This window comes from Coprobacter tertius, assembly GCF_024330105.1.
GTDB lineage: Bacteria > Bacteroidota > Bacteroidia > Bacteroidales > Coprobacteraceae > Coprobacter > Coprobacter tertius.
The window spans coordinates 1-23845 of the sequence record NZ_JANDHW010000003.1 but is presented as its reverse complement, the minus strand read 5'-3'; the positions used below and the strand labels follow the sequence as shown (position 1 = coordinate 23845).

General features: G+C 36.5%; 22 protein-coding genes, 1 tRNA gene and 3 pseudogenes. 11 read left to right on the top strand and 15 right to left on the bottom strand.

The window, feature by feature from the left end:
• Positions 1–12 precede the first annotated feature (12 nt).
• Together NMU02_RS03575 and NMU02_RS03570 are read left to right on the top strand one after the other, a co-directional pair.
• Positions 13–1359 (top strand): RagB/SusD family nutrient uptake outer membrane protein, encoded by a 1347-nt coding sequence (locus tag NMU02_RS03575; RefSeq protein WP_255025858.1) that lies wholly within the window; start codon positions 13–15, stop codon positions 1357–1359.
• 196 nt (positions 1360–1555) lie between these two features.
• Positions 1556–2464, top strand: a complete 909-nt coding sequence (locus NMU02_RS03570; RefSeq protein ID WP_255025857.1) for a WG repeat-containing protein — start codon at positions 1556–1558, stop codon at positions 2462–2464.
• Between the two features lie 21 nt (positions 2465–2485).
• On the opposite strand, the gene NMU02_RS03565 is transcribed toward NMU02_RS03570, so the two are convergent.
• From NMU02_RS03565 to dacB, 6 genes are all read right to left on the bottom strand, one after another.
• Entirely contained in the window at positions 2486–3088 is a 603-nt protein-coding gene (locus tag NMU02_RS03565; protein ID WP_255025856.1) for a rhomboid family intramembrane serine protease, read from the bottom strand.
• A gap of 16 nt (positions 3089–3104) precedes the next feature.
• Positions 3105–3800 (bottom strand): YjjG family noncanonical pyrimidine nucleotidase, encoded by a 696-nt coding sequence (locus tag NMU02_RS03560; RefSeq protein WP_255025855.1) that lies wholly within the window; start codon positions 3798–3800, stop codon positions 3105–3107.
• 87 nt (positions 3801–3887) lie between these two features.
• Positions 3888–4769 (bottom strand): Cbp1 family collagen-binding glycoprotein adhesin, encoded by an 882-nt coding sequence (locus NMU02_RS03555; protein ID WP_255025854.1) that lies wholly within the window; start codon positions 4767–4769, stop codon positions 3888–3890.
• Between the two features lie 24 nt (positions 4770–4793).
• Entirely contained in the window at positions 4794–5495 is a 702-nt protein-coding gene (rsmI, locus tag NMU02_RS03550) for a 16S rRNA (cytidine(1402)-2'-O)-methyltransferase (RefSeq protein WP_255025853.1), read from the bottom strand.
• Positions 5496–5507: 12 nt separating this feature from the next.
• Positions 5508–6263 carry a DUF8457 domain-containing protein gene (locus tag NMU02_RS03545; RefSeq protein ID WP_255025851.1) on the bottom strand — a complete coding sequence of 252 codons (756 nt, stop codon included), beginning with the start codon at positions 6261–6263 and terminating at the stop codon, positions 5508–5510.
• Positions 6264–6368: 105 nt separating this feature from the next.
• Positions 6369–7808, bottom strand: coding sequence for a D-alanyl-D-alanine carboxypeptidase/D-alanyl-D-alanine endopeptidase (gene dacB / locus NMU02_RS03540; protein WP_255025850.1), 1440 nt, complete (start codon positions 7806–7808; stop codon positions 6369–6371).
• A 153-nt stretch (positions 7809–7961) separates the two neighbouring features.
• On the opposite strand from dacB, the gene NMU02_RS03535 reads away from it, so the two are divergent.
• From NMU02_RS03535 to NMU02_RS03525, 3 genes are all read left to right on the top strand, one after another.
• The gene (locus NMU02_RS03535; RefSeq protein WP_255025849.1) at positions 7962–8540 is read left to right on the top strand and encodes a thymidine kinase; all 579 of its coding nucleotides are present in this window, start codon (positions 7962–7964) and stop codon (positions 8538–8540) included.
• A gap of 39 nt (positions 8541–8579) precedes the next feature.
• Positions 8580–9713 (top strand): AI-2E family transporter, encoded by a 1134-nt coding sequence (locus NMU02_RS03530; protein WP_255025848.1) that lies wholly within the window; start codon positions 8580–8582, stop codon positions 9711–9713.
• 75 nt (positions 9714–9788) lie between these two features.
• Complete coding sequence (locus tag NMU02_RS03525) at positions 9789–10670, top strand: urea transporter (protein ID WP_255025847.1); 882 nt, start codon at positions 9789–9791, stop codon at positions 10668–10670.
• A 25-nt stretch (positions 10671–10695) separates the two neighbouring features.
• Here the strand turns inward: NMU02_RS03525 and NMU02_RS03520 are convergent, their stop codons facing one another.
• Both NMU02_RS03520 and NMU02_RS03515 read right to left on the bottom strand, forming a co-directional pair.
• On the bottom strand, positions 10696–11064 hold the full coding sequence (locus NMU02_RS03520) for a DMT family protein (protein ID WP_255025846.1): 369 nt from the start codon (positions 11062–11064) through the stop codon (positions 10696–10698).
• 137 nt (positions 11065–11201) lie between these two features.
• Entirely contained in the window at positions 11202–11969 is a 768-nt protein-coding gene (locus tag NMU02_RS03515) for an adenine nucleotide alpha hydrolase family protein (protein ID WP_255026201.1), read from the bottom strand.
• 110 nt (positions 11970–12079) lie between these two features.
• On the opposite strand from NMU02_RS03515, the gene NMU02_RS03510 reads away from it, so the two are divergent.
• The 4 genes from NMU02_RS03510 to floA all read left to right on the top strand — a co-directional run bounded on the left by NMU02_RS03510 (position 12080) and on the right by floA (position 15576).
• Positions 12080–12562 carry a hypothetical protein gene (locus tag NMU02_RS03510; protein ID WP_255025844.1) on the top strand — a complete coding sequence of 161 codons (483 nt, stop codon included), beginning with the start codon at positions 12080–12082 and terminating at the stop codon, positions 12560–12562.
• Between the two features lie 68 nt (positions 12563–12630).
• Entirely contained in the window at positions 12631–14082 is a 1452-nt protein-coding gene (locus NMU02_RS03505) for a tetratricopeptide repeat protein (protein WP_255025842.1), read from the top strand.
• Between the two features lie 28 nt (positions 14083–14110).
• Positions 14111–14584 (top strand): NfeD family protein, encoded by a 474-nt coding sequence (locus tag NMU02_RS03500; protein ID WP_255025841.1) that lies wholly within the window; start codon positions 14111–14113, stop codon positions 14582–14584.
• Positions 14585–14610: 26 nt separating this feature from the next.
• Positions 14611–15576, top strand: coding sequence for a flotillin-like protein FloA (floA, locus tag NMU02_RS03495; RefSeq protein WP_255025839.1), 966 nt, complete (start codon positions 14611–14613; stop codon positions 15574–15576).
• A 77-nt stretch (positions 15577–15653) separates the two neighbouring features.
• On the opposite strand, the gene NMU02_RS03490 is transcribed toward floA, so the two are convergent.
• The 3 genes from NMU02_RS03490 to NMU02_RS03480 form a co-directional block, all read right to left on the bottom strand.
• Complete coding sequence (locus NMU02_RS03490) at positions 15654–16136, bottom strand: RNA polymerase sigma factor (protein WP_255025838.1); 483 nt, start codon at positions 16134–16136, stop codon at positions 15654–15656.
• A gap of 311 nt (positions 16137–16447) precedes the next feature.
• A complete protein-coding gene (locus NMU02_RS03485; protein ID WP_255026199.1) occupies positions 16448–17221 on the bottom strand; it encodes an ABC transporter permease in 774 nt (257 codons plus the stop codon).
• A gap of 8 nt (positions 17222–17229) precedes the next feature.
• Positions 17230–17916: an ABC transporter ATP-binding protein gene (locus NMU02_RS03480; RefSeq protein ID WP_255025837.1), complete on the bottom strand. Its 687-nt coding sequence runs from the start codon at positions 17914–17916 to the stop codon at positions 17230–17232.
• A 102-nt stretch (positions 17917–18018) separates the two neighbouring features.
• On the opposite strand from NMU02_RS03480, the gene NMU02_RS03475 reads away from it, so the two are divergent.
• Positions 18019–18091, top strand: a tRNA-Gly gene (locus NMU02_RS03475).
• A 168-nt stretch (positions 18092–18259) separates the two neighbouring features.
• On the opposite strand, the pseudogene NMU02_RS03470 reads toward NMU02_RS03475, so the two are convergent.
• Positions 18260–18505 (bottom strand): annotated as a pseudogene (locus NMU02_RS03470) (helix-turn-helix domain-containing protein); the annotation flags it as partial.
• Positions 18506–19130: 625 nt separating this feature from the next.
• Here NMU02_RS03470 and bla point away from each other — a divergent pair.
• On the top strand, positions 19131–20018 hold the full coding sequence (gene bla / locus NMU02_RS03465; RefSeq protein ID WP_255025833.1) for a class A beta-lactamase, subclass A2: 888 nt from the start codon (positions 19131–19133) through the stop codon (positions 20016–20018).
• A gap of 492 nt (positions 20019–20510) precedes the next feature.
• Here bla and NMU02_RS03460 read toward each other — a convergent pair.
• The 3 genes and pseudogenes from NMU02_RS03460 to NMU02_RS03450 all read right to left on the bottom strand — a co-directional run.
• Positions 20511–20705 (bottom strand): annotated as a pseudogene (locus tag NMU02_RS03460) (tyrosine-type recombinase/integrase); the annotation flags it as partial.
• A gap of 734 nt (positions 20706–21439) precedes the next feature.
• Positions 21440–23272 carry an ATP-binding protein gene (locus NMU02_RS03455; RefSeq protein ID WP_255025832.1) on the bottom strand — a complete coding sequence of 611 codons (1833 nt, stop codon included), beginning with the start codon at positions 23270–23272 and terminating at the stop codon, positions 21440–21442.
• Positions 23273–23350: 78 nt separating this feature from the next.
• A pseudogene (locus NMU02_RS03450) lies at positions 23351–23845 on the bottom strand (hypothetical protein); the annotation flags it as partial.

Genomic DNA, 23845 nt, shown 5'->3' with positions numbered 1-23845 from the left:
GAAATAAAGAAAATGAAAACAATTAAGTATATAAACAAATATATAATCGGCAGTCTTTTACTCGGTATGAGCGCCTGCAACTACCTCGATATCGAACCCGTAGGACAGGTTATTCCCGAAAAAACATCCGAATACAGGGCTTTACTTACTTCGGCATATTCGAAATTACCGTCGCACAAACGTTTTCTTACAGTACGTTCTGACGAATTACAGCCAATTTACGACGAATTCGGATTTACTTCTTATTCAAGTTACAAAGATATCGCAATCTGGAATGATGTGACACCCGATCCGAAAACGTATGAGTTTCCATGGGTAGATTTTTATACAATCATTTTTTATACCAACGAAATAATAACTAACGGCCCTGAGGCGACCGATGATAATTCCGAACCGATAGCTCAAATTTTAGGAGAAGCTTATGCATTACGAGCCTATATGTATTTCGAACTTCTGAACATGTACGCTCCCGTTTATGACAAAAATACGGCTGCGACACAGAAAACAGTTCCTCTGACTACAAAAATCGATATCGAACAGCGTTTCCCGAAATCGACGATGCAAGAAGTATATAATCAGATTGAAAGCGATCTTGAAAATGCCGATAAATATATGATAACCGAAACTCAACCTGAAAAAATTCGTTATCGTTTTTCACGCGAATCGCTTCTCGTTATGAAAGCTCGCATCGCTTTATATAAAGGAAATGCATCAGATGCACTAATTCAGGCTAAAGCAGCATTGGAAATCAATAGTCAACTCGAAGATCTGAACACAGAAGGTGCTCTTACCCCAGTTAATTATAAATCGAAAGAAGCCATACAGTCGATGGAACGTATCCTCGATAGCGATTTCGGATACGATTTCACAGTATCGAACGCACTTATTTCTTTGTATAATGAAAATGACCTGAGATTGTCATTTTACTATAAATTTGACGACTGGACTGGATATACCGTAAATAAATGTATTACCATCGATGAACGCGTTACATTCCGTCGAAGCGAAGTTTATCTCATTGCCGCCGAAGCCGCCGCAACAGAAGGACATCTTGATATTGCAGCTAATTATCTGAAAACTCTGATCAAGAACAGACTCAAACCGGCCTATTATGAATCGGAGGCGGCAAGACTGAGTGCCATCGCTGATAAAAATCAGATGTTGAAAGAAATTGCAAAAGAACGCCAACGTGAATTAGCAATGGAAGGTCACCGCTGGTACGATCTAAGACGTACAACACAAGAACAGCTTACCAAAGAACTCGAGGGACAAACCTATATTCTTCAAGATCATGACACACGCTATACTTTGAGAATACCTCAAAGTGCAATCGAAGCCAATCCCGACTTGAAAAACTGAAAAAATCAAACTGTTCAACAACAATACACCGGAAGGGTGCAACGAAATTCATTATTCGTTGTGCCCTTTTATAAGATTATCAACACTTTGAAATTCTTATAAAAAACAAATATATAAAAGTCAACAAATAATACATAACTATTGGTTTCGAATTCCAAATTTTATACTTTCGTCATTATTTCACTTTTTATATAAAATGAAAATACAGAACTACATTATATCAATACCTCTATTCTTGTTTCTCATTACCGGATGCAATGTTAAGAAAAACACACAAATAATAGGAGAAGCCGACGACAGTACCTCCATTACAATAGGTCATGAAGAAAAAACTCCATGCAAAATGCTACTACGAACTTATGAAGGTATCATACCATCGAATAAACAAGCTGAATCCCGCTATACACTTACCATATATAACAAAATATACAGCGGTGACGGATTTTTTTCACTCGAAATTGCTCACTTCAAAACAAAGAGGAAAACCAGTTCTTTTATTACTTATTCAGGAAAACGTTATACACAAAGAGGCATCCCCGGTAATAACGACGCGACAGTTTGGCAATTAATCGCCAGTAATAAACATAAAATATTCAATCTTCTGGTAGAAAACGAAAATAGACTTATTCTACTTACCGAGGCCTTTAAAAAAGAAAATGCAGAATCGAACCGAACACTCGAACTAATAAACTCCGATACTATCAGTACGCAAATCCCTATCTCTAATAACATACCCCGATACCAATATCGAAACGCATATTTCAGTGTCATTTATTTTAAAGAAAAAGGATTTGTCGCTTTTGATAAAAATGGCAATGAACTATTTACCATTTACTCATTCGATAACAGCCCCGATATCGCAGCAGAAGGGGTATTCCGTATCGTTAATGAAAAGGGAATGATCGGTTTTGCAGACACATTAGGGAACGTCATTCTCGAACCTAAATACGCATTTGCTTATCCCTTTAAAGACGGCCGGACTAAAGTCACTTTTAACGGAAAGAAAAAAATAATTCCTGAATCAAGAGGCGAATATCACTATTGGGAAAGCGACGACTGGTATTTTTTCAACAAAAATGGAGAAATGATCAGTATTTGCCAATAATAACTTTAACAATCGTCATGCTCAGAAATTTTTCACCTGGGCCAGAAAAACATGAATTAGCGACGGCTCTAACAAAATAGGAAAAATAAAACCGTACAACGCCCCGTAGAAATGAGCGTTATGATTGATATGATCTTTATTTTGTTTGCCCATATACTGGCAATATACCAAATATAAAATACCAAAAAGTATACCCGGAACAGGCAACACGGCAAACAACAATATTTTACCCCATGGATCGAAAAAGATAGATGTGAATAATACCGCCGATACCGCACCCGATGCCCCGATAGATGAATAAGCAGGTTCGTTGCGTTTTTTTACCAAATCATATAACGATGCTGCAATCATACCGCCAAAATAAAGAGCGATAAAACCCGTTTGACCAAAACCGATCTGTATAAATCCTCTTTCTATATAAGTACCAAACGACCAAAATGTGAACATATTCACCAACAAGTGCATCATATCGGCATGTACAAACCCATGTGTAATTATACGATACCACTCTCTATTCTTAAACACACGATAAGGGATAAACGACAATTTCATCATCAAGACCGGACGACTGAAACAAAGAAAAGAAATAACGACAGTAATACCGATTATAATATAAGTAACCATAATTATAGGGTGTAATTTATAAAATTTTCATGACCTCTAAAAGCGACGTTACCTCATAGGTCGGCTTTTCTTCTTCGATCGGTTTCGACAAAGGATTAAAATAAATCTGGTCGATACCGCAATGCATAGCTCCTCGTATATCGGCATCATAATTATCACCGATCATAATCGCATCTGCAGCTTCGATAGACATCCTATGCAAAGCTTCTTTAAAAATATCAGGGTGGGGTTTATTTATGCCAATCTCATCCGATAACACGATTTCCGAAAAATAATGCCCTATACCCGAAGCATCGATTTTACGGTATTGTGTTTCGTTGAATCCATTACTGATAATTCCTAATGTATATTTCGATACCAAATAATCGAGCAACTCCCTGGCTCCCATAACAAGATTGGGTAACCGGGATAATACCGAAAGATAATCTTTATCGAGCCTCTTAGCCAATTCGGTATCATCCACTCCGACCAGCTGTAATGGATATCTGAAGCGCTCGGTAACCAATATCTCCTTCGTCATGCGGCCATGATGATAAAGATTCCAAAGCTCGGTATTTTTCTCGGAATAGGTTTTATAATACAAATCGAAAGTAGGATAAAAACGGTCGAGTGAATAACACCTGTATATTTCTTCCAACGCAATTTTCGAATTAGTTGTAAAATCCCACACAGTATCGTCAAGATCGAGAAAAACGGTTTTATATTCGGACATAAATAAATTTTTAAACAGAAAGAGATGCGAAAATAGCATTTTACCGTTATTTCCGCACCTCTAACGATCGGTATTTATATTTTCTTATCAGTCGACTTTAATCACAAGATATTTCGAAAGGCTCCAGAATGAAGACGGATCGGTAATCTCGAATGTAAGCATTCCCTCGGCATTCTTTACAAAAGTATAAGTACCAGCAGGATGATTGGTCAGTAATTTAGCTTTTTTACTTTCGAGAGGAATCGTCTTTAATGTACGCATATCTTCCGCCGTAAAGTAGTTCTTATTAAAATCGCCCTTTAAAACATCTTTCGCTTTAAAAAGACCACCGCCAGAAATTATTTTCTGTTCTTTAAGTTCTTTATCTGTTCCAAAAGCATAATATACTGTATTCAATGCTTTTTCCTGAGAAGAAATCGTATTTTTCTGCTGCTCGGCAGTTTCTGACAAGGTATTAACCTTTCCAGAAAGATCATTCACCGCATTATCGAGCTCCTGAATACGTATATCTCGTTTAGCGAGTTCTTCCTGCAAAGTAACGATCATAGCCGTCTTATTCTCTATTTCGGTATTTAAACGATCGATTGTTTTTTTCAATTCTGAAGATTGATATTTACTATTCTTCAACTGAGACTGAAGCTGAGCCAGCTTCTCTTTATTACTTTTTAGAGTCTCGGCAACAAGTTGCATATCAGAAGTAAGTCGTTCACGGGTAGTCTTACTCACTTCACCAGTGGCATTGCTTTGAACATTGAGGTAGTTTTCGGCTTCCTTAATTTGTTTAAAACCGTCTTCTACTTCATTCATAACCTGTAACATACTTTCAAAATCGGCTTTTGTCTGGGCATTTACCTGAATCAGCGAGTCGTTCTCCTGTTGCAATTTTTTCATCTCGGTCGACTGATTGGTACAAGCCAGGAATAACAAAACGGAAGCAGCCGTCAAGGCTGATAAAAAGAACTTTTTCATAATCTTACGTTTTAAAATGTCTGTTTATTCTGTCTTTTCGTTATTTTTTTCTTTACCGGACATCCCGGCAACAACTATAACAATTTCTCCTTTAGGTTCGTTCTCGGTAAAATGAGATATTAACCCTGAGAGGGTATCACGAACTGTTTCTTCATATATTTTCGATATTTCACGACTAACCGACGCTTCTCTGTCGTCACCGAAATACTCGGCAAACTGCGTAAGCGTTTTAACCAACCTGAAAGGTGATTCGTAAAATACGATTGTACGCTTTTCAGAAGCTAATTCGGTCAAACGAGTAGCCCGACCTTTTTTTTGCGGCAAAAAACCTTCAAAGCAAAACCGGTCATTCGGCAATCCCGATGCAACAAGGGCTGGGACAAAAGCCGTAGCCCCCGGCAAACACTCTACATCTATACTTTCCCGACGGCATTCACGAACCAGAAGAAAACCGGGATCCGATATTGCCGGTGTACCGGCATCCGAAATAAGAGCAATCGTTTCTCCACCTTTTATACGTTCTATTATACCGGATACTGCCTGATGTTCATTAAATTTATGATGTGACTGCATACGGGTTTTTATATCGAAATGTTTCAATAGTATTCCGCTGGTGCGTGTATCCTCTGCCAATATGCAATCGACTTCTTTCAAAACACGTATAGCACGCATCGTCATATCTTCAAGATTACCCACCGGAGTCGGTATCACATATAATTTTGCCATAACGGTTGTTATTTACAGAAATTTCTTTTCGAGAATAGCCATAAAATCACTGACAGTCTGGTTATCGGGATCCCAGCTAAACTGGCTTTGTAAAAACGCGCACGAATCAGCATAACTGGTCATTTCATTCAAAGCGTCTATCGTTGCGTTCATCATTTCGCTACTATTAAGAAAAAGTTCCCTCCTGAAACGAAACTTATCATTCAATGTCATCGCTTTTCGCAAATCTTTTGCCTGACGACGCTGTAGCGCCTCATCAAGAGAAACATCAGCCGATACCAACGTCTCGGCTACCGACGACCGTTCTTCAGTCTTTATAATTTGCCGTATCGGATCAGTAATTTTTTCTTCTGAAATTTCGGCTAACTCTTTACCGGCATCTGAAACCGTAATTTCTGTTTCCAGAGCCTCTTTAACCGAACTTTCCTCTGTGAGAATAAAAGGAGGCTGCGTCTCCTCCTCCGGACTATTATTTTCCAAATGCTCATTCACTGTAATTGTTTCCGGATCGGAAAATTTATCCATCACAGGAACCGATTGAAAATCCGGTTCTATCGTTTTTTCTTTTATAACCGGTTTAACAGTAGAGATATTCTCTTTCTTAGAAGGAGACAACATTTTTATCGCATCCACTACTAAATTGGCTTTTTCGGCAGCCAATTTATATAAAACTTCAGGAGCACCAGGTGTTTGTTCTATTACTATCATCAATTCCCGAAGCTCATCGATATCGGTCAATATCTTTTGTACAGAATTATTCTGCAACATATCCTTTATATTTTTTTCAATACAAAATTAACATAATATTCCGGTTATTATTCTTCGAGTATATTATAATTTTAATCACCCGATAAAATTCTATAAATATAAAAATTACAACAAAGATAAACTCGATTTGAGGAAACGTTCGATAGCCGCCTTCAACTCAGCTCTGCCACAAGTAAAATTATTTACCATAAATACGATCGGATATCGTTTACTTGCAATAATATAATACCCTGCATAACATTGCACTCCAGCCATACTTCCGCTTTTCAATAAAAGAGTTCCCTGTAAACCACTATTTTTCATCAGATTCTTTACAGTACCTTCCACTCCTGCTTCTGGCAGAGAATAAACAAAATCATCGTTGCATGACTCCTGTTTCAAAATAGTGGCTAAAAGCAAAGGGGAAATCCGATTTGTAACAGCCAATCCGCTTCCGTCATACATTTGCAAAGCAGAAATATCTAACCCTTTGCTTTTCCAATACTCACAAAGTACACTAATCCCTTTACCAGCCGATGCCGTATCATACTTTTTCAATGCAACCTGTCTCAATAGAGTTTCAGCAAAAAGATTATTACTACGTTTATTCGTTATAGAAACAATATGAGAAAGAGGATCGGACTCGAACCTAAGAATCGGAATACCGCCCCCTACGGGTATCTTTTTACCCGATTCGACTAACCGACGATAAGTATCGGGAGCACCTGAAACCGAAATATGATTCGCAACCAAAGCATCAGTAATTGTCTTTACCAGAAAAAATGCAGGATCGGGTATATCACCTTTAACAGTAAACGAACTACGCCCTGCCGGTAAAGATCCGTATAAATAACGTCGGTCGGAAAATGGGGCTCCGTATATATACACACTATCGGCATTATTGTTTTTTGCAACAAGATAATTCACAAAAGAGAGTTCTTTCATTACCGGAATCGTTTTTAAAATCAACGGTTTAGTACCGGATTTTCCCGATCGAAGAACCAATCGGTAAAGATTATCCCGATAATTCAATCCATAACTTCCGGCCGCATAATAATTACCGAGATCTTCCCATAACCATTTATGAGATACACCTTCGTTATCGAACAACGAGTCATCTCCCAAAATTCGGCCTTTTATGTTTTTTATTCCTTTTTCTTTTAATGCGATCACCAACTCTTGTAAAAATGAATCTACCGGTCGAATACCAAACTCTGAACCAAGCATCGGATCCCCTCCCCCCTGTATTACAAGATCACCATGTAAAACTCCGTCGGAAAAAATATCACCGGTATAGGATACTTGTGTGACAAAACGATGAGCCGGCCCATACATTTCGAGCACTGTCGAAGTTGTCACCAATTTAAGTACCGATGCTGGCAATAAGACCTTTTCTTCGGCATAAGCATCTATAATTTTACCCTCAGGCGAAAGCAAACAATAACCTACAGATGCCGGCTTCAGACCAGGAAGCTGTAACAAACTGGCCATAGCCTTTCCGGTAACAGCTATACATTTTACTACACAAAGAAAAAGAATAAAAAATAAAAAAACTTTTCTTTTCATATTTCCATTTTCAGGTAAACAAATATACATTTTTTTGCCGGGATGCCAAACATCAGTCTCTGATCGTATATTTTATTTTATGTCATAAAACATTTCAGAATAAAAAAAGTGTATGTACATTTGTTACGACAATTATAAATCCTGACATTCAAAATGCTTTTTTCTGAAGAAAACTACGAAACACACCGGAGAGGCCGTATTGAAGTAATCTGCGGCTCAATGTTCTCGGGAAAGACCGAGGAACTGATACGCAGACTCAAACGCGCTAAAATAGCCCGTCAGCGGGTAGAAATATTCAAACCTGCTATAGACATTCGTTATTCAGAAGAAGACGTAGTTTCGCACGACAGTAATTCTATCGCTTCCACTCCGGTAGAAAGTTCGGGAAGTATCCTACTACTTTCGAGTGACGTAGAGGTCGTAGGAATAGACGAAGCCCAGTTTTTTGATAACGGGATTATAGACATTTGTAATCAATTAGCCGACCAGGGAACCCGAGTTATCGTAGCCGGTCTCGACATGGACTTTAAAAAAAAGCCTTTCGGCCCGATGCCTACTCTCATGTCTATCGCAGACGAAGTAACTAAAGTACATGCTATCTGCGTAGAATGCGGACATTTGGCAAATTATTCGCACCGTCTCGTCGAAAACGAAAAACAGGTACTACTGGGAGAAAAAGACGAGTACCAACCTTTATGCCGAAGTTGTTACAATAAAAAACACACAAAATAGAGCCGAAATACATCCGACCTATCTAAATACGACAAGCTTATGAACCTATCCCGGCAGCCATATACTTTCGACCGCGTCATACGCATTCTGTTCACTATTGCGGGATGTGTGGGTACATTTTATTTGATTAAGATGCTTAAAGGAGCACTCCTGCCTTTCCTCGTGGCATGGTTGTTGGCTTATCTCATTTATCCGCTTGTCGAATTTTACAAAAAGAAATGCCATGTACGTAACCACGCACTCTCTATCGTTATTGCTTTGCTCTCAATTATCGCTTTTCTGTCGTTGCTCGGGTGGATATTCATCCCATCGATCATCGACGAAACAGATAAAATGCGCGAAATAATCTCAAATTATATCATCGGTAGCCGTCAACTACCTTTTTTACCCGATAACTGGCAACTCTATCTGAAAGAAAATATCGATTTCAAAAAAATTGCCGGAATGCTTAATCGTGAAGAATGGTCCAAGCTCATCGAAACGAGTTTTACACAAGCATGGACATTCATTTCAGGATCAGTAACCCGTCTCGTTGCTATTGTAAGCTGGTTTATCGTTTTACTTTATCTCTTTTTTATTCTACTCGATTATGATAAAATAATAGCCGGATTTAAAGCACTGATTCCCGAACGATTCAAATCTCCTGTTCTAGGTATTGTCAACGATATCAAGGTAAGCATGAACCGTTATTTCAGAGGACAAGCCTTAGTCGCTTTTCTGGTAGGAATACTTTTCAGTATCGGATTTATGATCATGGGGCTGCCGCTTGCCATCATTTTCGGGCTTTTTATCGGCTTGCTCAATATGGTTCCATATCTACAACTCATCAGCATTCCTCCGGCATTGCTATTATGCCTTTTGCAATCTGCCGAAAACGGACAGAATTTTTGGGTGCTTGCAGCAATATGTATGGGTATTTATATCATAGTACAACTCATACAAGACACAGTGCTGGTACCCCGTATTATGGGACATGTTACCGGTCTCAACCCGGCAATAATACTGCTTTCCCTGTCTATCTGGGGAACATTACTCGGGGTTATCGGGATGATTATCGCGCTGCCCATGACCTCACTCCTACTTGCATATTACCATAAATACATTCTCCACAATCACGAGAATACCGAAAAAAAAGACACACCAAAGCCTCCCAAAAACAATAAGAAAGAATAATCTTACCATTTTATTGCTTTTTTGCCCTTTAAATTCACATATGTTTTTAATATTTTTGTATCCGAATTCAATATTGTGCGTGAAGGAATATTTACAATATGCCGGGGTATCGGTCAAGTAATGTTGCAAAATAATGCTTGGTCGGGAGCCGTAATGCTGGCCGGTATCGCATGTAACTCTTGGTTACTGGCAATACTGGCAATAGCTGGAAATCTTACCGGAACTCTCACTGCTTTACTGGCTGGATATTCTATTAGAGAGATACGAGACGGGTTATACGGATTTAATGGCACCCTTATAGGAATTGCCGTAGGAGTTTTTTTTAAAATAAATCTGATTTCGATTGTTTTACTCATCGCAGGATCGGGATTATCTACTTTGATTGCTGGATTATTCAATCGAAAAAGTAAGCTTCCCGGATATACTGCTCCATTTATAATCGTTATATGGATCTTATTATCAGGTTGTTATTTTCTCTATCCAAGTCTTCTGATAACTTCATCTGCCATGCCCGCATCATCAGAAACAGATTTGTTTGCAGCTTTCTGCTTCAATCTGGGACAAGTGATGTTTCAAGATGGGAGTTTGATAACCGGTATATTCTTTCTAATAGCGATATTGATAAACTCGACGCTCGATACAACCTACGCATTTATCGGAGCGGCTCTTCCGTTAACATTAGCACTGATAATCGGGACAGATTACACCTCTTTTAATACCGGAGTATATGGTTATAACGCTGTACTTTGTAGTATTGCACTGGCAGACCGGACGAAGCGAGGAGCAATATTCGCAATCCTTTCTATACTTATATCGATCGGATTACAAATTACGGGCATGAATTTGGGAATAACTACTCTTACAGCTCCTTTCGTATTATCGGTCTGGATAGTAAAATTATTGCAGAATACCCTTAGCAGAGTACATGCCGACACAAAAAGTTGCTATTTTTTATAACGTCAAGTCAGCCAAACCAAACAGGTTACTTCATAAAAACAAAATAAACAGCCAACACGAGGCAGGCAAAAGCAGCAAAATGGTTCCAATGCAAACTCTCCCCCTTAAATAATACAGTAGTAAAAATAGTAAAAACAATAAGAGTTATTACTTCTTGTACGACTTTAAGCTGCATGAGACTAAAAGGACCGCCGTTTCCGATAAACCCGATACGGTTAGCGGGAATCTGACAAGAATACTCGGCCAACGCTATTCCCCAAGAAAATAGAATAACAGCATAAAGAGGCCAATTGGAAATTACTTTCATTTCCTGCAACTTTAAATGACCATACCAGGCAAATGTCATAAATATGTTTGAAACGATAAGTAATAAAATCGTATATAACCCGGTCATATTTATTTCACAATTAAATTAAATGAGATAATGTGACGGCAAAATCAAATATTGGTTCTACCTTTTATTTCGGCTGCAAAAGTAATGTAAATCTTCTTATACTGCTACATTCATCGGAGATTTTCACTGTATAAAAATCATTTCTTTTCTCCTATCGGGTCTGGAAGATAAGCCGATTGTATATGAGTCATACTTTTCCAGATATTCCCTCGTACCTGAGGATTTATTTTTTCAAGAGCAGTCAATACTTCCTTCATTTCAGGCCTACTCGACGAACTTTCGTAAGGACAATTCTTTATCAACTTTTCATATTTCTGCAATTCAGCAAGCTTTTTCAATTCAGATTCGGGGATAAGGCACATCGGTCTTATAAGAGTCATCTCGAATTTATCCATTACCAGCCGGGGCGGCATGGTTCCGAAAGCTCCCTGAAACGTCATATTCATAAGTAATGTTTGCAAAATATCGTCCTGATGATGTCCAAGGGCGATTTTATTACAGTTCTGCTCTTTGGCAATATCGAATAAGACTTTTCTGCGATACCATGAACAGAGAAAACAGGGCGACTTTCGACGATCGGTTTCCGGGTCGAATGAAGTAACCCGACGATAGATAAAGGGTATCTCCACTTTTTTACAATGAGCTTCGAGGTAAGAAGTATCGCTTTCATATGCAATATTACTCATACCGATATGTGCTGCTATGGCTGTAAAACGAGGCTTAAAAATACGCATCTGCCGACCGAGCAATTCGGTAAGGGCAAGAGAGTCTTTACCTCCCGAAAGTGCGATAAGAATACGATCTCCGTCTTCAATCAGAGCATAATCATAAATTGCCTTCCTGACTTTCTGTCCCAGTTTGTACAACACACGATCGTCTTCAGGCGTATTTTTATTTTGCGGCATGATTTCCATATCATTAAAAAGGTTACAAAAGTACATTATTTTACCGGCAAACCGATCTATACCCATATAAAATTTCTATCTTTATTGCAAAATTTAAACACCTGTTACCAATGATAACTACCCGAAGCTTTACGATTCCGGCTAACGACTATTTCATCATGTTATTTAAACGCTGGATATTGCGAGGTTGGATGTGGATCGTGGCTTTAATTGGAATTTTGGTGATACTGGTAAGGTATAATATCGATTTTTTGTATGTAGCACTCATACTGTTATTTCTCGTGGCTCCCTTAATTATTATGATGAAATATCTTTCTTACGTAACTATACCGCACAACCGTTATGTACTACCCGAAAAATATCTCGAAATAGATAAAGAAAAAATTGTAACGGTAATGAAAAAAGAGGAAAATGAAGAACGGGAAACATTCCCCATCGACCTATTTACCGATGGGAAAATACTCCGCAAATACTATCTTCTCATTATAGATGAAAAAAGACTATTCCCCATACCCCGTAATATTTTCGACTCAGAAGTTGATGATAACCAATTCAGACAAGAGGTATTCTTTAAAATAATACGGATTAAATGATTATGTTTAAAAAAACTTTGTATATTTGAATGAGTAAAAAGTAAAATACGGTAAAAAAGATGTTCGAAATGTCGAAGAAATATTTAAGATCTGTATTTTTTGTATTTTGTTTATTGAGCAGCCCGGTTATGATGGGTCAGAGTCAGGAAGAGGCAAGAGCTTTATATAAAGAAGGCAAATATGCCGAGGCAAAACCTATATTCGAATCCCTCATAAAAAGAAATCCTTCTAATGCAAGTCTGAATCAATGGTACGGCGTATGCCTATATGAAACAGGATATTACGATCAGTCAGAGAAATATCTGAAATTAGCAGCATCAAAAAAAATACAGGATGCTTACCTATATCTGGGAAATCTCTACTTCCGGCAGTACCGGTTTAAAGATGCTCTGGATAATTATGAAAAATATCAGGATGCATTACGCCGGTCAAAAGGAACTGGAACCGATATCTCGGAAAGAATGGAACAGGCCCGAAAAGGAGAACAAATGTTACGAAGAGTGGAAAAAGTGCAAATCATAGACAGTATGATCATAGATAAACCAACATTTTTTTCACATTATAAACTGAGTCCCGAATCGGGTAAACTTTTCGATTATAACCAATTCTTCGGGAACAACCGTGCATGCAATAACTCGGTGGTGTATCAAAACCAACGTGGAGATAAAATACTTTACGGACATAAAACAGCCCAAAACGGTTATGACCTATTTTCACGTAGCCGTCTCGTAAACGATAGCTGGGGAGAAGAAATTCCATTATCGACCAACATAAACACCGCTACCGATCAGAATTATCCATTTGTATTATCCGACGGAGTAACCTTGTATTATGCTTCAACAGGCGATGAATCATTGGGCGGATACGACATATTCGTTACGAGATTGAACCTGAACACCGGCAATTACCTTGATCCCGAAAATCTCGGTATGCCCTTTAATTCACCATTCAACGATTATATGATGGCCATCGACGAGATAAATAATGTAGGCTGGTTTGTCTCCGATCGTTATCAGCCCGAAGGAAAACTTGTCCTATATATATTTATCCCAAACAGTGAAAAAATCGTATATCAGGGAGAAGATGAGGAAATGGCTCGTCGTTTGGGAAGAATCACCTCAATAAAAGATACTTGGGTAAAAGGTACCGACTATAAACAGTTATTGAATAAGATATTCACAACAACAAATCAGGTCATAAAAGAACCGAAAAACGAATTTCATTTTATTATAAATAATCAAATCGTATATACGCGCCTCAGTGATTTTGAGAGCAAACAGGCCCGCGATTATTTTCTGAAGTCCCAAGATCTCCAAAAACAAATTACCGATACAGAAAATAAATTAGCTTCTTTACGGAAAAGTTATGTAACCGAAAGCGGGAACAAAAACGACATCACTGCACAGATTAATACTCTGGAAACGACCCTGCTCAAACTATACGGGCAACCCGAATCTTTCGAGGCTAAAAGTCGTGCGGAAGAAATAAACCAACTGTTGAAAATGCAGGGAAATAAATGATAAGAGCTAATTCCCAGAAAGGAACAATATGGATATATTTATTATCACCTTACTGATACTTACCGCAATATTTCTGGTTGTCCTCGAAGTATTTTTCTTACCGGGTATTACAATCGCAGGAATAGGTTCTCTTTTGTTTTTCGGAGGAGCCATATATTATGCCTTCTCCAATATGGGAGAAACAGCCGGCTATGTAACGATCATTGTCTCGATTGTCGGTTGTATAACTGGTCTTATCTGGTTTATGCGATCTAAAAGTCTCGACCGTATGGCTTTAAAAACCGATATAGACTCTAAAGTTCCTACCGAAATAGATGATACAGTACACGTTGGAGACGAAGGAATAGCTTTATCCCGGTTGAACCCGATGGGTACCGTACTGATCGGAGAAAAAAGAATCGAAGGAAAAACCCGAGATGAATTTATCGATGAAGGTACCCCTATTATTGTAGAACGGGTAGAACATACAAATGTCATTGTAAGAAAGAAAATTAAAGAATAATTATAAATCATCTAAAAACAAATTTTATGGAATACAGCATCGTCATTCTGGCCGCGGTCATTATCCTTGTGGTCATTTTCTTTTACTTCGTGCCTTTCCTCCTCTGGATTTCGGCCCGTGTATCGGGAGTCCGTATTTCTCTGTTGCAACTCTTCCTGATGCGCATCCGGAAAGTACCGCCCCAAATTATAGTACGAGCTATGATCGAAGCCCATAAAGCCGGATTAAAAGATATTACCCGAGACGATCTCGAAGCCCATTATCTGGCAGGTGGACATGTAGAACGTGTAGTTCATGCACTCGTATCTGCATCAAAAGCTAATATCGATCTAGGGTTTAAAATGGCAACAGCAATCGATCTTGCTGGCAGAGACGTATTCGAAGCTGTGCAAATGTCGGTAAATCCTAAAGTAATCGATACCCCCCCTGTTGTAGCCGTAGCAAAAGACGGAATACAGCTTATTGCTAAAGCCCGTGTAACCGTACGTGCAAACATACGTCAGTTAGTCGGTGGAGCTGGAGAAGATACGATTTTGGCCCGTGTGGGAGAAGGTATTGTCTCGTCTATCGGCTCTTCTGAATCTCATAAAACCGTACTGGAAAATCCGGACAGTATTTCTAAGCTGGTGTTGAAAAAAGGGCTCGACTCGGGTACTGCTTTCGAAATACTCTCTATTGATATCGCAGACATCGATATAGGTAAAAACATCGGTGCGGGATTACAAATCGATCAGGCTCAAGCCGATAAAAATATTGCTCAAGCTAAAGCAGAAGAACGTCGGGCTATGGCTATTGCACTCGAACAAGAAATGAAAGCGAAAGCACAAGAAGCTCGTGCAAAAGTAATCGAAGCAGAAGCAGAAGTTCCCCGCGCTATGGCTGAAGCTTTTCGGTCGGGAAATCTCGGGATTATGGATTACTATAAAATGAAAAATATAGAGGCAGATACATCTATGCGGGATGCAATAGCCAAACCTTCTGCAAAAAAATAATCGTACCTTTATAATATTAAAAACGGGATAACAGAGCGAATTCTGTTACCCCGTTTTACTTTTCCGGTATTACATGATTACTCGAACCACTCTTTTACATAATTCAATTTCGTTTTCAGATAGAACATTCTGCTTTTTACTGTTCCAACCGGAATACCGAGTTTCTTAGCTATATCTTTATATTTCATTTTCATAATTCTGAAAGTTAATAATAAACGATCTTCTTCGCTAAGACTACTCAACTCTTTATTCAAAATTTCCATATCGATTTCCGAACCGAAATGCATACAATATCCGGCATCTAAGGATTCATCTAACGGAACAGTGAAAATCCGTTTTTCTTTTCGTAAAATATCGTTATGCACATTTTTCATAACAGAAAAGCACCAACCTATAAAGTTTTCATCATATTTATAGCTATCTACATTATTGAGAATCTTCAGATTTGTTTCTTGCAAAAGATCTTTTGCTCTTTCGGGATTACGAGTAATATATAAAGCTTTTAAAAATAAACGAGTTTGTATTTTTACCAACTCGTTACACAGATTGAAATTTTCCATGTAAAAAGAATAATGTGAATGACATAAGTATTATCACAATAAACGACGTTAAACACGGAAACTTTCAAATTTTAATTAATGTTTTTTGTTAATTTAACATGCCAATTTTTAATGATTTTATAAAGAATTAAGCCTCTACTTAAGAGAAATAAAATCTTCATTGATTTTATTTTTTATCATAAATGATCATTACATCGCCAAAACAGTGTAAAGAATATACCAAAAACCGATTAATTTATCCGACATCCTAAAATATATTTTATTCAGAATATCGTATGTATGACCGATAAAATGCAGTACAATACCGCCTATTATCTTTCGAGCCCGAAATCATCGAAAGCTCTCCTTTTAGAAGCCCAAAGGGTTAGTAATACCGAAATGAGAGACGAAGAGAAAATCGTAATCATAATCAGAATCTGGTATTTAATAGCCACATTAGGGCTACTACCTCCCAAAATCTGACCGGTCATCGTACCGGGAAGAGCAATAAGTCCCATAACAGCCATTGAAGCTACAGTCGGATTAAACGACTTTATAAGCGCCTCCCGCATAAAAGGAGCTGTTGCTTCTCCTCTACTGGCTCCATTGCCGAGTAAATAAAGATAAAGTTGCCTTTCTCTCCTGATGCTGCCGTAAAAAGCATTCAGGGCAATTACATTTGACGACAACATATTTCCTAAAATCATACCGCTGATGGGAATGAAATAACGTGCGTCGAAGAGTGGATCAAGACATATTACAACACCCAGAAAGTACAAATCGATAACGCTTATAGCACACAAAAAAGCCATAATTACCGGTAAGAAAAGTTTACGACTCGGAAGACTCGTTCTCTGTAAAACCGTATAGGCGGCTATCCCTGTCATAAGTACAACCCAAAGTAGATTTATAAATGTATTATTCCATTTAAACAAATACTCGAGATAAAAACCGATAAAAAAAAGTTGTATAATCATACGCAAGGCTGCAACGAGAGTACTTCGCACCAAACCGGTACGAAAATAATACAAAAACCATGTGGGAATCACCAATAACAATATTCCCAAAAACATATGTAACCAACCGATATCTATCGTTGCGTTCATCATTTCATTTACACCCCTATTTTTATTTTACGGTCGAAAGCAGAAATAAAACGATTATCATGCGATACCATAACTACCGTTTCCGAAGATCCGAAATTTTGTATATAATTGATTAACGAACCGATAGAATTTTCATCGAGAGCCGAGGTAGGTTCATCAACTAAAGTATATTCCTTACCGAGTAAACGGGCAATAACAATCATAATACGCTGTCGTTGCCCGCCAGAGACTTCACTTGCTTTTTTTTCGTACAAAATTTCTTCAAGACCAAGTTTTTCAAACTCTTTTAAAATTTTATGCCGAGAAGGTCTTTTCTGGCGATTTATTCTAAAAAGAAACGGTGCATCTATCATTTCACGTACTGTATTATAAGGCAATGTGAACTCTTGCGGTACCCAAGCAATTTGTTGCCGAAACAATTGAATACTCTCCCCGTTCATTATTTTACCGTCTATCGCTATCTCTCCATTGTCGGGCCTTACAAACCCGGCAATGGCCCCCAATAATGTGCTTTTACCCGTCCCCGAAGACCCATATAATACAACTTTTTCCCCAGTTTCTATAGTCTCGGTAAAATGTTCTATCAACGGCTTTCCGTCATATATGAATGTAACATCTCTGAATTCTATCATTTCGATACTACTACTGATTCGGCCGCAAAGATAAATCTTTCTCGCATATACACCGTATCTCATTTACTTTTTATATATACAGACAAGCAACCATTCATTCAATTTTTAGAACTAAAATATTGCAAAAACAAGAATTTTTACTACCTTTGCATCTACAATATAGATGCGGTAGTAGCTCAGTTGGTAGAGCATCAGCTTCCCAAGCTGAGGGTCACGAGTTCGAGTCTCGCTTACCGCTCTAAAGCCGATCTTTTACAAATACTATAAAAGATCGGCTTTTTTTAACACTGTTGGTATTTTTGCTATTAAACAGAATTGAAATAATTGAAAGAAGAATATAAGTAAAAGCCATGATCGAAACACCTTTATCACCTATCCTATTTCAGATGCTCTCCGAAGCATGATTTTAGGTTTCTGTATTCTTTAAGAGACATTCTTTTCTGTGCTCTAAAACTCTGCTGAAATCCAGTATATCATTAAACTCTACAGCAAATTTAATTTCAGAAATATGCTTTTGCGAATATTTTAGAAGTTCACAAGCTGTATTCAAACGGTATTGAGTCACAAATTGAGAGAAAGTCATTCTTTTGCATCTTTTAAAGTAAGTGCAAAATGCAGAACAGTTCATACCTATATCTGACGCAATATCTTCTTAAGAATATGCTATGTTTGTGGATGCAATACCCAAACAGCAAAAGATGCTCACACAATCAGAATATCTGATATTGCCATTTTTTCTCATAATGGATATCCTCCTCTTAAACCGACTTGTTTAAGTTCTCTCAACTATTTCGCTTCAAGCATGGGCAGCTATAGAAAATATACTGCTTACCACAACAGCAGAAAGTCTTTCCTACGCCCTACATATCCCGATTGAACAAGAGGCAGAACATGTGAAATTTCTTGTCGGAACACCTGCCGGTTATAAGTTCCCGTGTTTTACAGCAATTGGTCATCCTGCTGAAAATGCACACATCAGCAAACAAGAAGAAATTAATGTCAAAGACAGGATTCATGAAAATATTTAGTAATAAAACAAGATCTTGTTTTATTATGTAAACTGCAAATATCAAGTTCAATATCAGTATATCCGTAAAAATGAATTTGTTGAACAAATTCATTTTTACGATTTCATCCCCGTTAGATCAGTCTCTATATGGGGATGATTTTTGTTTTTAAGAACTCATTAAGCAGACTAAAATGTATATAGTTTAATCCTGATAAGGAAAAAATTAAATTTTTCATATTTTTGTTCCCCAATAAAATGCCGGATAATTATGAAATATTTTATTATTGGAATTTTAACTGCTTTTTTTACTGTTACTACGGCTTTCTCAAAAAAAGAAAAAGAATTAAAAGTACGTATAAATTCTGTTCTTGAAGGGAAAAAGGCAACCGTAGGAGTTGCTGTATTATATGAAAATAACCGGCTTTTTGAATTAAATAAAGGCAATTATCCGATGATGAGTGTTTGTAAATTTCCATTAGCTCTTGCTGTTCTCGATTATCTTCAAAAAAATAATCTTTCTCTCGATACGGAAATATTCATTCGTAAATCAGATTTGTTACCCGACACATACAGCCCTTTAAGGGACCGATATCCACTGGGAAATATTAAAATATCAATACGAAAGTTACTTTTTTACACCGTATCATTAAGTGATAATAATACGTGTGATATACTATTCAGGTATATCGGTGGAACAAAAGTGGTTGATAATTATATTAAGCAATTAGGTATTTCGGGTATGTCTGTTATTGCAACGGAAGCGATGATGCATGAAGCGTTCGAAAAGCAATACAGTAATACGGCTACACCATCTTCTGCAGTTCTTTTGTTAGGTAAATTTTTAAAAGAAGAGTTGTTCAGAAACGAATATAGGGATTATCTGAAAAAGATCATGATAGAGACGACCACCGGGAACGATAAAATAAAAGCCGGACTTCCAAATGAAGTGATTATTGGACACAAAACCGGAAGTTCCGACCGAAGCGCTAAAGGTATAAAAGCGGGAGATAATGATTTGGCTTTTGTGCAGTTACCCGACGGGAAACAGTATTGCATTACTGTTTTTGTACGTGATTCGAAAGAAGACGATAAAACAAATGCTGATATAATAGCGACTATCTCAAAAATCGTTTACGATTACATTGCAGAAAAGTGACCGGAACTAAACATAATGAAGTTCTGGTTTTGTATTGCTTATACATAAATATGTTATAGCTATATTTTTCATAAAAATTCAAAAGATGTTTATACAAAGCACTTTCCCTATTTATGGCTAAAAATAAAATTTATATCATGGAGATATAATATGAGGAAAAAAATAAAACTTATCGATCAAATCATTTCGGTAAATCAAAATACAAATCAAAAAAAAATGCCGTTATCGATATTAAGATTTCTACGAAAAGAAGCCCAATAACCAAAAATCTTTTTTTATCCTACTTGTTTAAATATTCAAGAGACACGCCTTTTCTCGTTCGTTTCTATAAGTAATGAAAGTGATTATTACGTCTAAATACTGTAAAACCAAGTTTCTATACAATTTATTAATCGATATAGAAAAACACACAATAAAAGAGAAAATAAAACAAAATACAAACGAAGTTGATACCCTTCCGTTTCTTGTCCTTTAAAGCATATACCCCAAAAACTATACCACACACTTTTCAGAATAATCGGACAATTTCTTTTTCAGCCGGTTCATATCCGACTCTATCTTCCGTTTGGTAATCCTCGCATAAATCTGAGTCGTTTTTATATCCGTATGCCCCAAAAGCTTAGACACCGTTTCAATCGGAACACCATGTTCAAGCGTTACCGTTGTGGCGAAAGTATGCCTAGCCAAGAGGAGACTTGTAGCACCAATAAACAGAAAAAAAACGACTAAAGCCATTTCGAAACCAAAACGTCACAAAAAAAATCGGACACGAAATACGAACATCAGTTAACGATGTCCGCAAATGGCTGTTTGACAGAGTTATAAGCGTCATTCAGGTACACCTTCTCAAATTGCCCTTTTGTGTACCTAACGTGTACCCGAATATGGCTTAAACATGTCTTTTTATGGCTTCTTATGGCAAAATAGGAACAAAAGAAAAGCGCTTAAAACCTTGATTTTAAGCGCTTTAGATAATTTACTTGTGATCCGCCTGGGATTCTCCAATAGGAGTTACCACGCTGATATTTAAAACTTTATATTTTTTGCTTCAAGCATATCCCATGATTTATCCCACTAATTTTTTTGAACCCTTTTGCAGTAGTTTTCATCATGTAGAATACTGATACAAAGATAGTTGTTTTTATATATACCACAAAATAAAATGGAATCTTTTTTATGCAGTCAATATTAAAAAAAGATATATAAGCAATAGTATATCAATGCTTTACAAATAAGTTTTATCTAACTCCACGAATAAGCAAAATCTATATTTGCTTGCCTTGCAATATTTTGATTTAACTAACTGACTATCACTTAAAATAGTAAGATTTATTTGAGATATATCAAAGAATTAATGGGCATAAGATTAATATTGTATAAATATTATGGCTGTCGATATTTTCTTAATTTGAACCGTATTTTTATGATTGAGATTGAAGAATCCTATTTTTTATAATATTCAAAAATGTTGAATTTCTTGCATCTGCATCGTTTATTAATGAGTTTAAATCCATAATGAAGATTCCTACAGGAAGTGTTATCTTTGGGTCTTTCTGTATTGCAACAGATGTTTCTTTATAGAACATTTTTCCCGTAGAATAAAGTTCTGTATATTCTCCCAATAATGCCAATTCTATTTCATCGTTAAACTCAATTATGCCATAGAACCATATTCTTTGAATTTTATTTTTATAATACTTCATCAATCTTCTGGCTCTTGTTTCCAATTGGGTAATTACTTTCATATTGTCATTATGAGTCAATCCTTTTTTCTTTAATTCTACAATTACAACATCAACAACTTTATTTTTATTTGGATCATTTGAAAAAACGATGGCAATGTCAGGCCTATCATTATCCTTTTCAATTATTTCTCCTTCTGTTATTACTCTAACGACATCAGTCATTTCTTTATCACTTAAAATAGAGCTATAGGTCATATATTTGTCATCTAATATCCACGCATTATTCCTATATAAATCTTTTGAAAAATCATCTTTAGTAAATTCTTGTTTCATAGGAATGATAAGACTATGTATATCTGATTCCAAATTTTTATTGTTTATTTTTTTTAATTTTTCAATAGATAGTTGTCTAAATAGTATATATTCTGTTAACGTTCTTGATGATAATTCTAAAGCTTTACTATATTGCTCTTCAGTTAGAGAATTAGCATCTAAAATATCTCTTTGAGCTTTAAAGAACTTATCCTGTGCTCTTTTCAATAGTTCCACACGAGAACTAAATCCAATACAGTTTTCTTCAAAATATCCATTAAGATGGGGGTATCGACTAATTAATGATATTTTAACCTTTTTATTACTTTCTGCAATTTTAGGTATTTTCTCAGATATTAATTGGGATACTTTATTTCTAAAACTATATTTTATTTGTTGCATATCAGATTCTGAAATATCAAGATTTTGACGTGCATGATCTACTTTTCCAATAAACCAATCAGAATAAAGAAGAAATATCATTTTATATCCTAACGGAATATTTTCTTTTGCAATAATCTCAATCTTTTGACTTCGGTTATCTACAGATATAGCTGTTATAATAGAGGGTTCATTGGATGCCTCGATAGAATAATATAGATATATTTTATCAAAAGCTGAGACAGAATAATCTAATTCTATTTTTTCAAGATTTGGTATATCATTTGTAGATAAGGTTTCAGTTATAAGTTGATTTTCTATTTCTAAATTTATAGTAATAGTTATTTCTTTATTTTCTTGTTTTAATTGGTATAATCTAGGGTAAAACTCTTCTAATATTCTGTTTTTTAGATATTTGGGCTGAATATAATTATATTGTCCAAGTCTGGATAATACGTAATTTGACATGGAAAATTTTGTACCATTTGTAGTTGATTGACTTTTTATAACGGTTGATTTTTCATCAAAATCATTAGAAAATTCAAAATTTCTACAAAAACCATTGTTAAAATAACTTTGAACTGAAATTTTCCCAAAATAACAAAGATATACCAATCTTCCAAGACCTTTGTGTGAAGATTCTTCTACATCAAATAGATTACAAAATTTACTAAATCTTTCATCTGTGAATCCGATACCGTTATCTTCTATTTCGACCTTTAAAGTTTCAGGTTGATTATATGCCTGTGTAAAAATTTTAATTGAAATTTTATTGGCTTCTGCATCTAAAGCATTCGCAATCGCCTCGAAGTACACCATTTCTAATGATGAATTTCCGAAGAACATTTTTACAGCTTTACTTAATTTAACTTTCATACTTTATCATGCTTTAAATGACATTTAAAAAACAATCTAATGTGTCTTTAAATTTTATTACAAAGATATTTTAAATATTTACAGTCTCATTATTTTCTTTTTCTTTTTTATCTTCATCTTTCTGATTAAAGAATCATCCGGCATATTATTATAATACGGTTCAAACGACCCGGTGATAAGGGCGGCAAATACGAGAGAAATGTTTTCTGTGGATGGGGGAGTATATTCCTTTTGCAGGTATTCGTATATTATTCCATCTTGTCCGATTCGGGACACTCGTTCGGTTTTGGTCGCGGCTTTCTCCGCATTCCTTTTAATTAGTTTATCGAGATTGGCGAAACTGAATTTCCGGTCTATCTCCGAACCCTTAAAAGAATAACCGTTTTTCTCGAAAGAGATTCCCTGTATCTCTTTTGTATTTCCTTTAAACTTGGGTTGCATTTTCACTCCCTGTTTGTAAACCGCCTTTATAAACTCTTCCCAGTTTTTGGACTTAACCAGTGCGGCTGAAACCGCCTGGTGTATCTGGTATTTTGTCTTGTCCGGTTCTTTGAGTTTGTTTCGATTCACTTG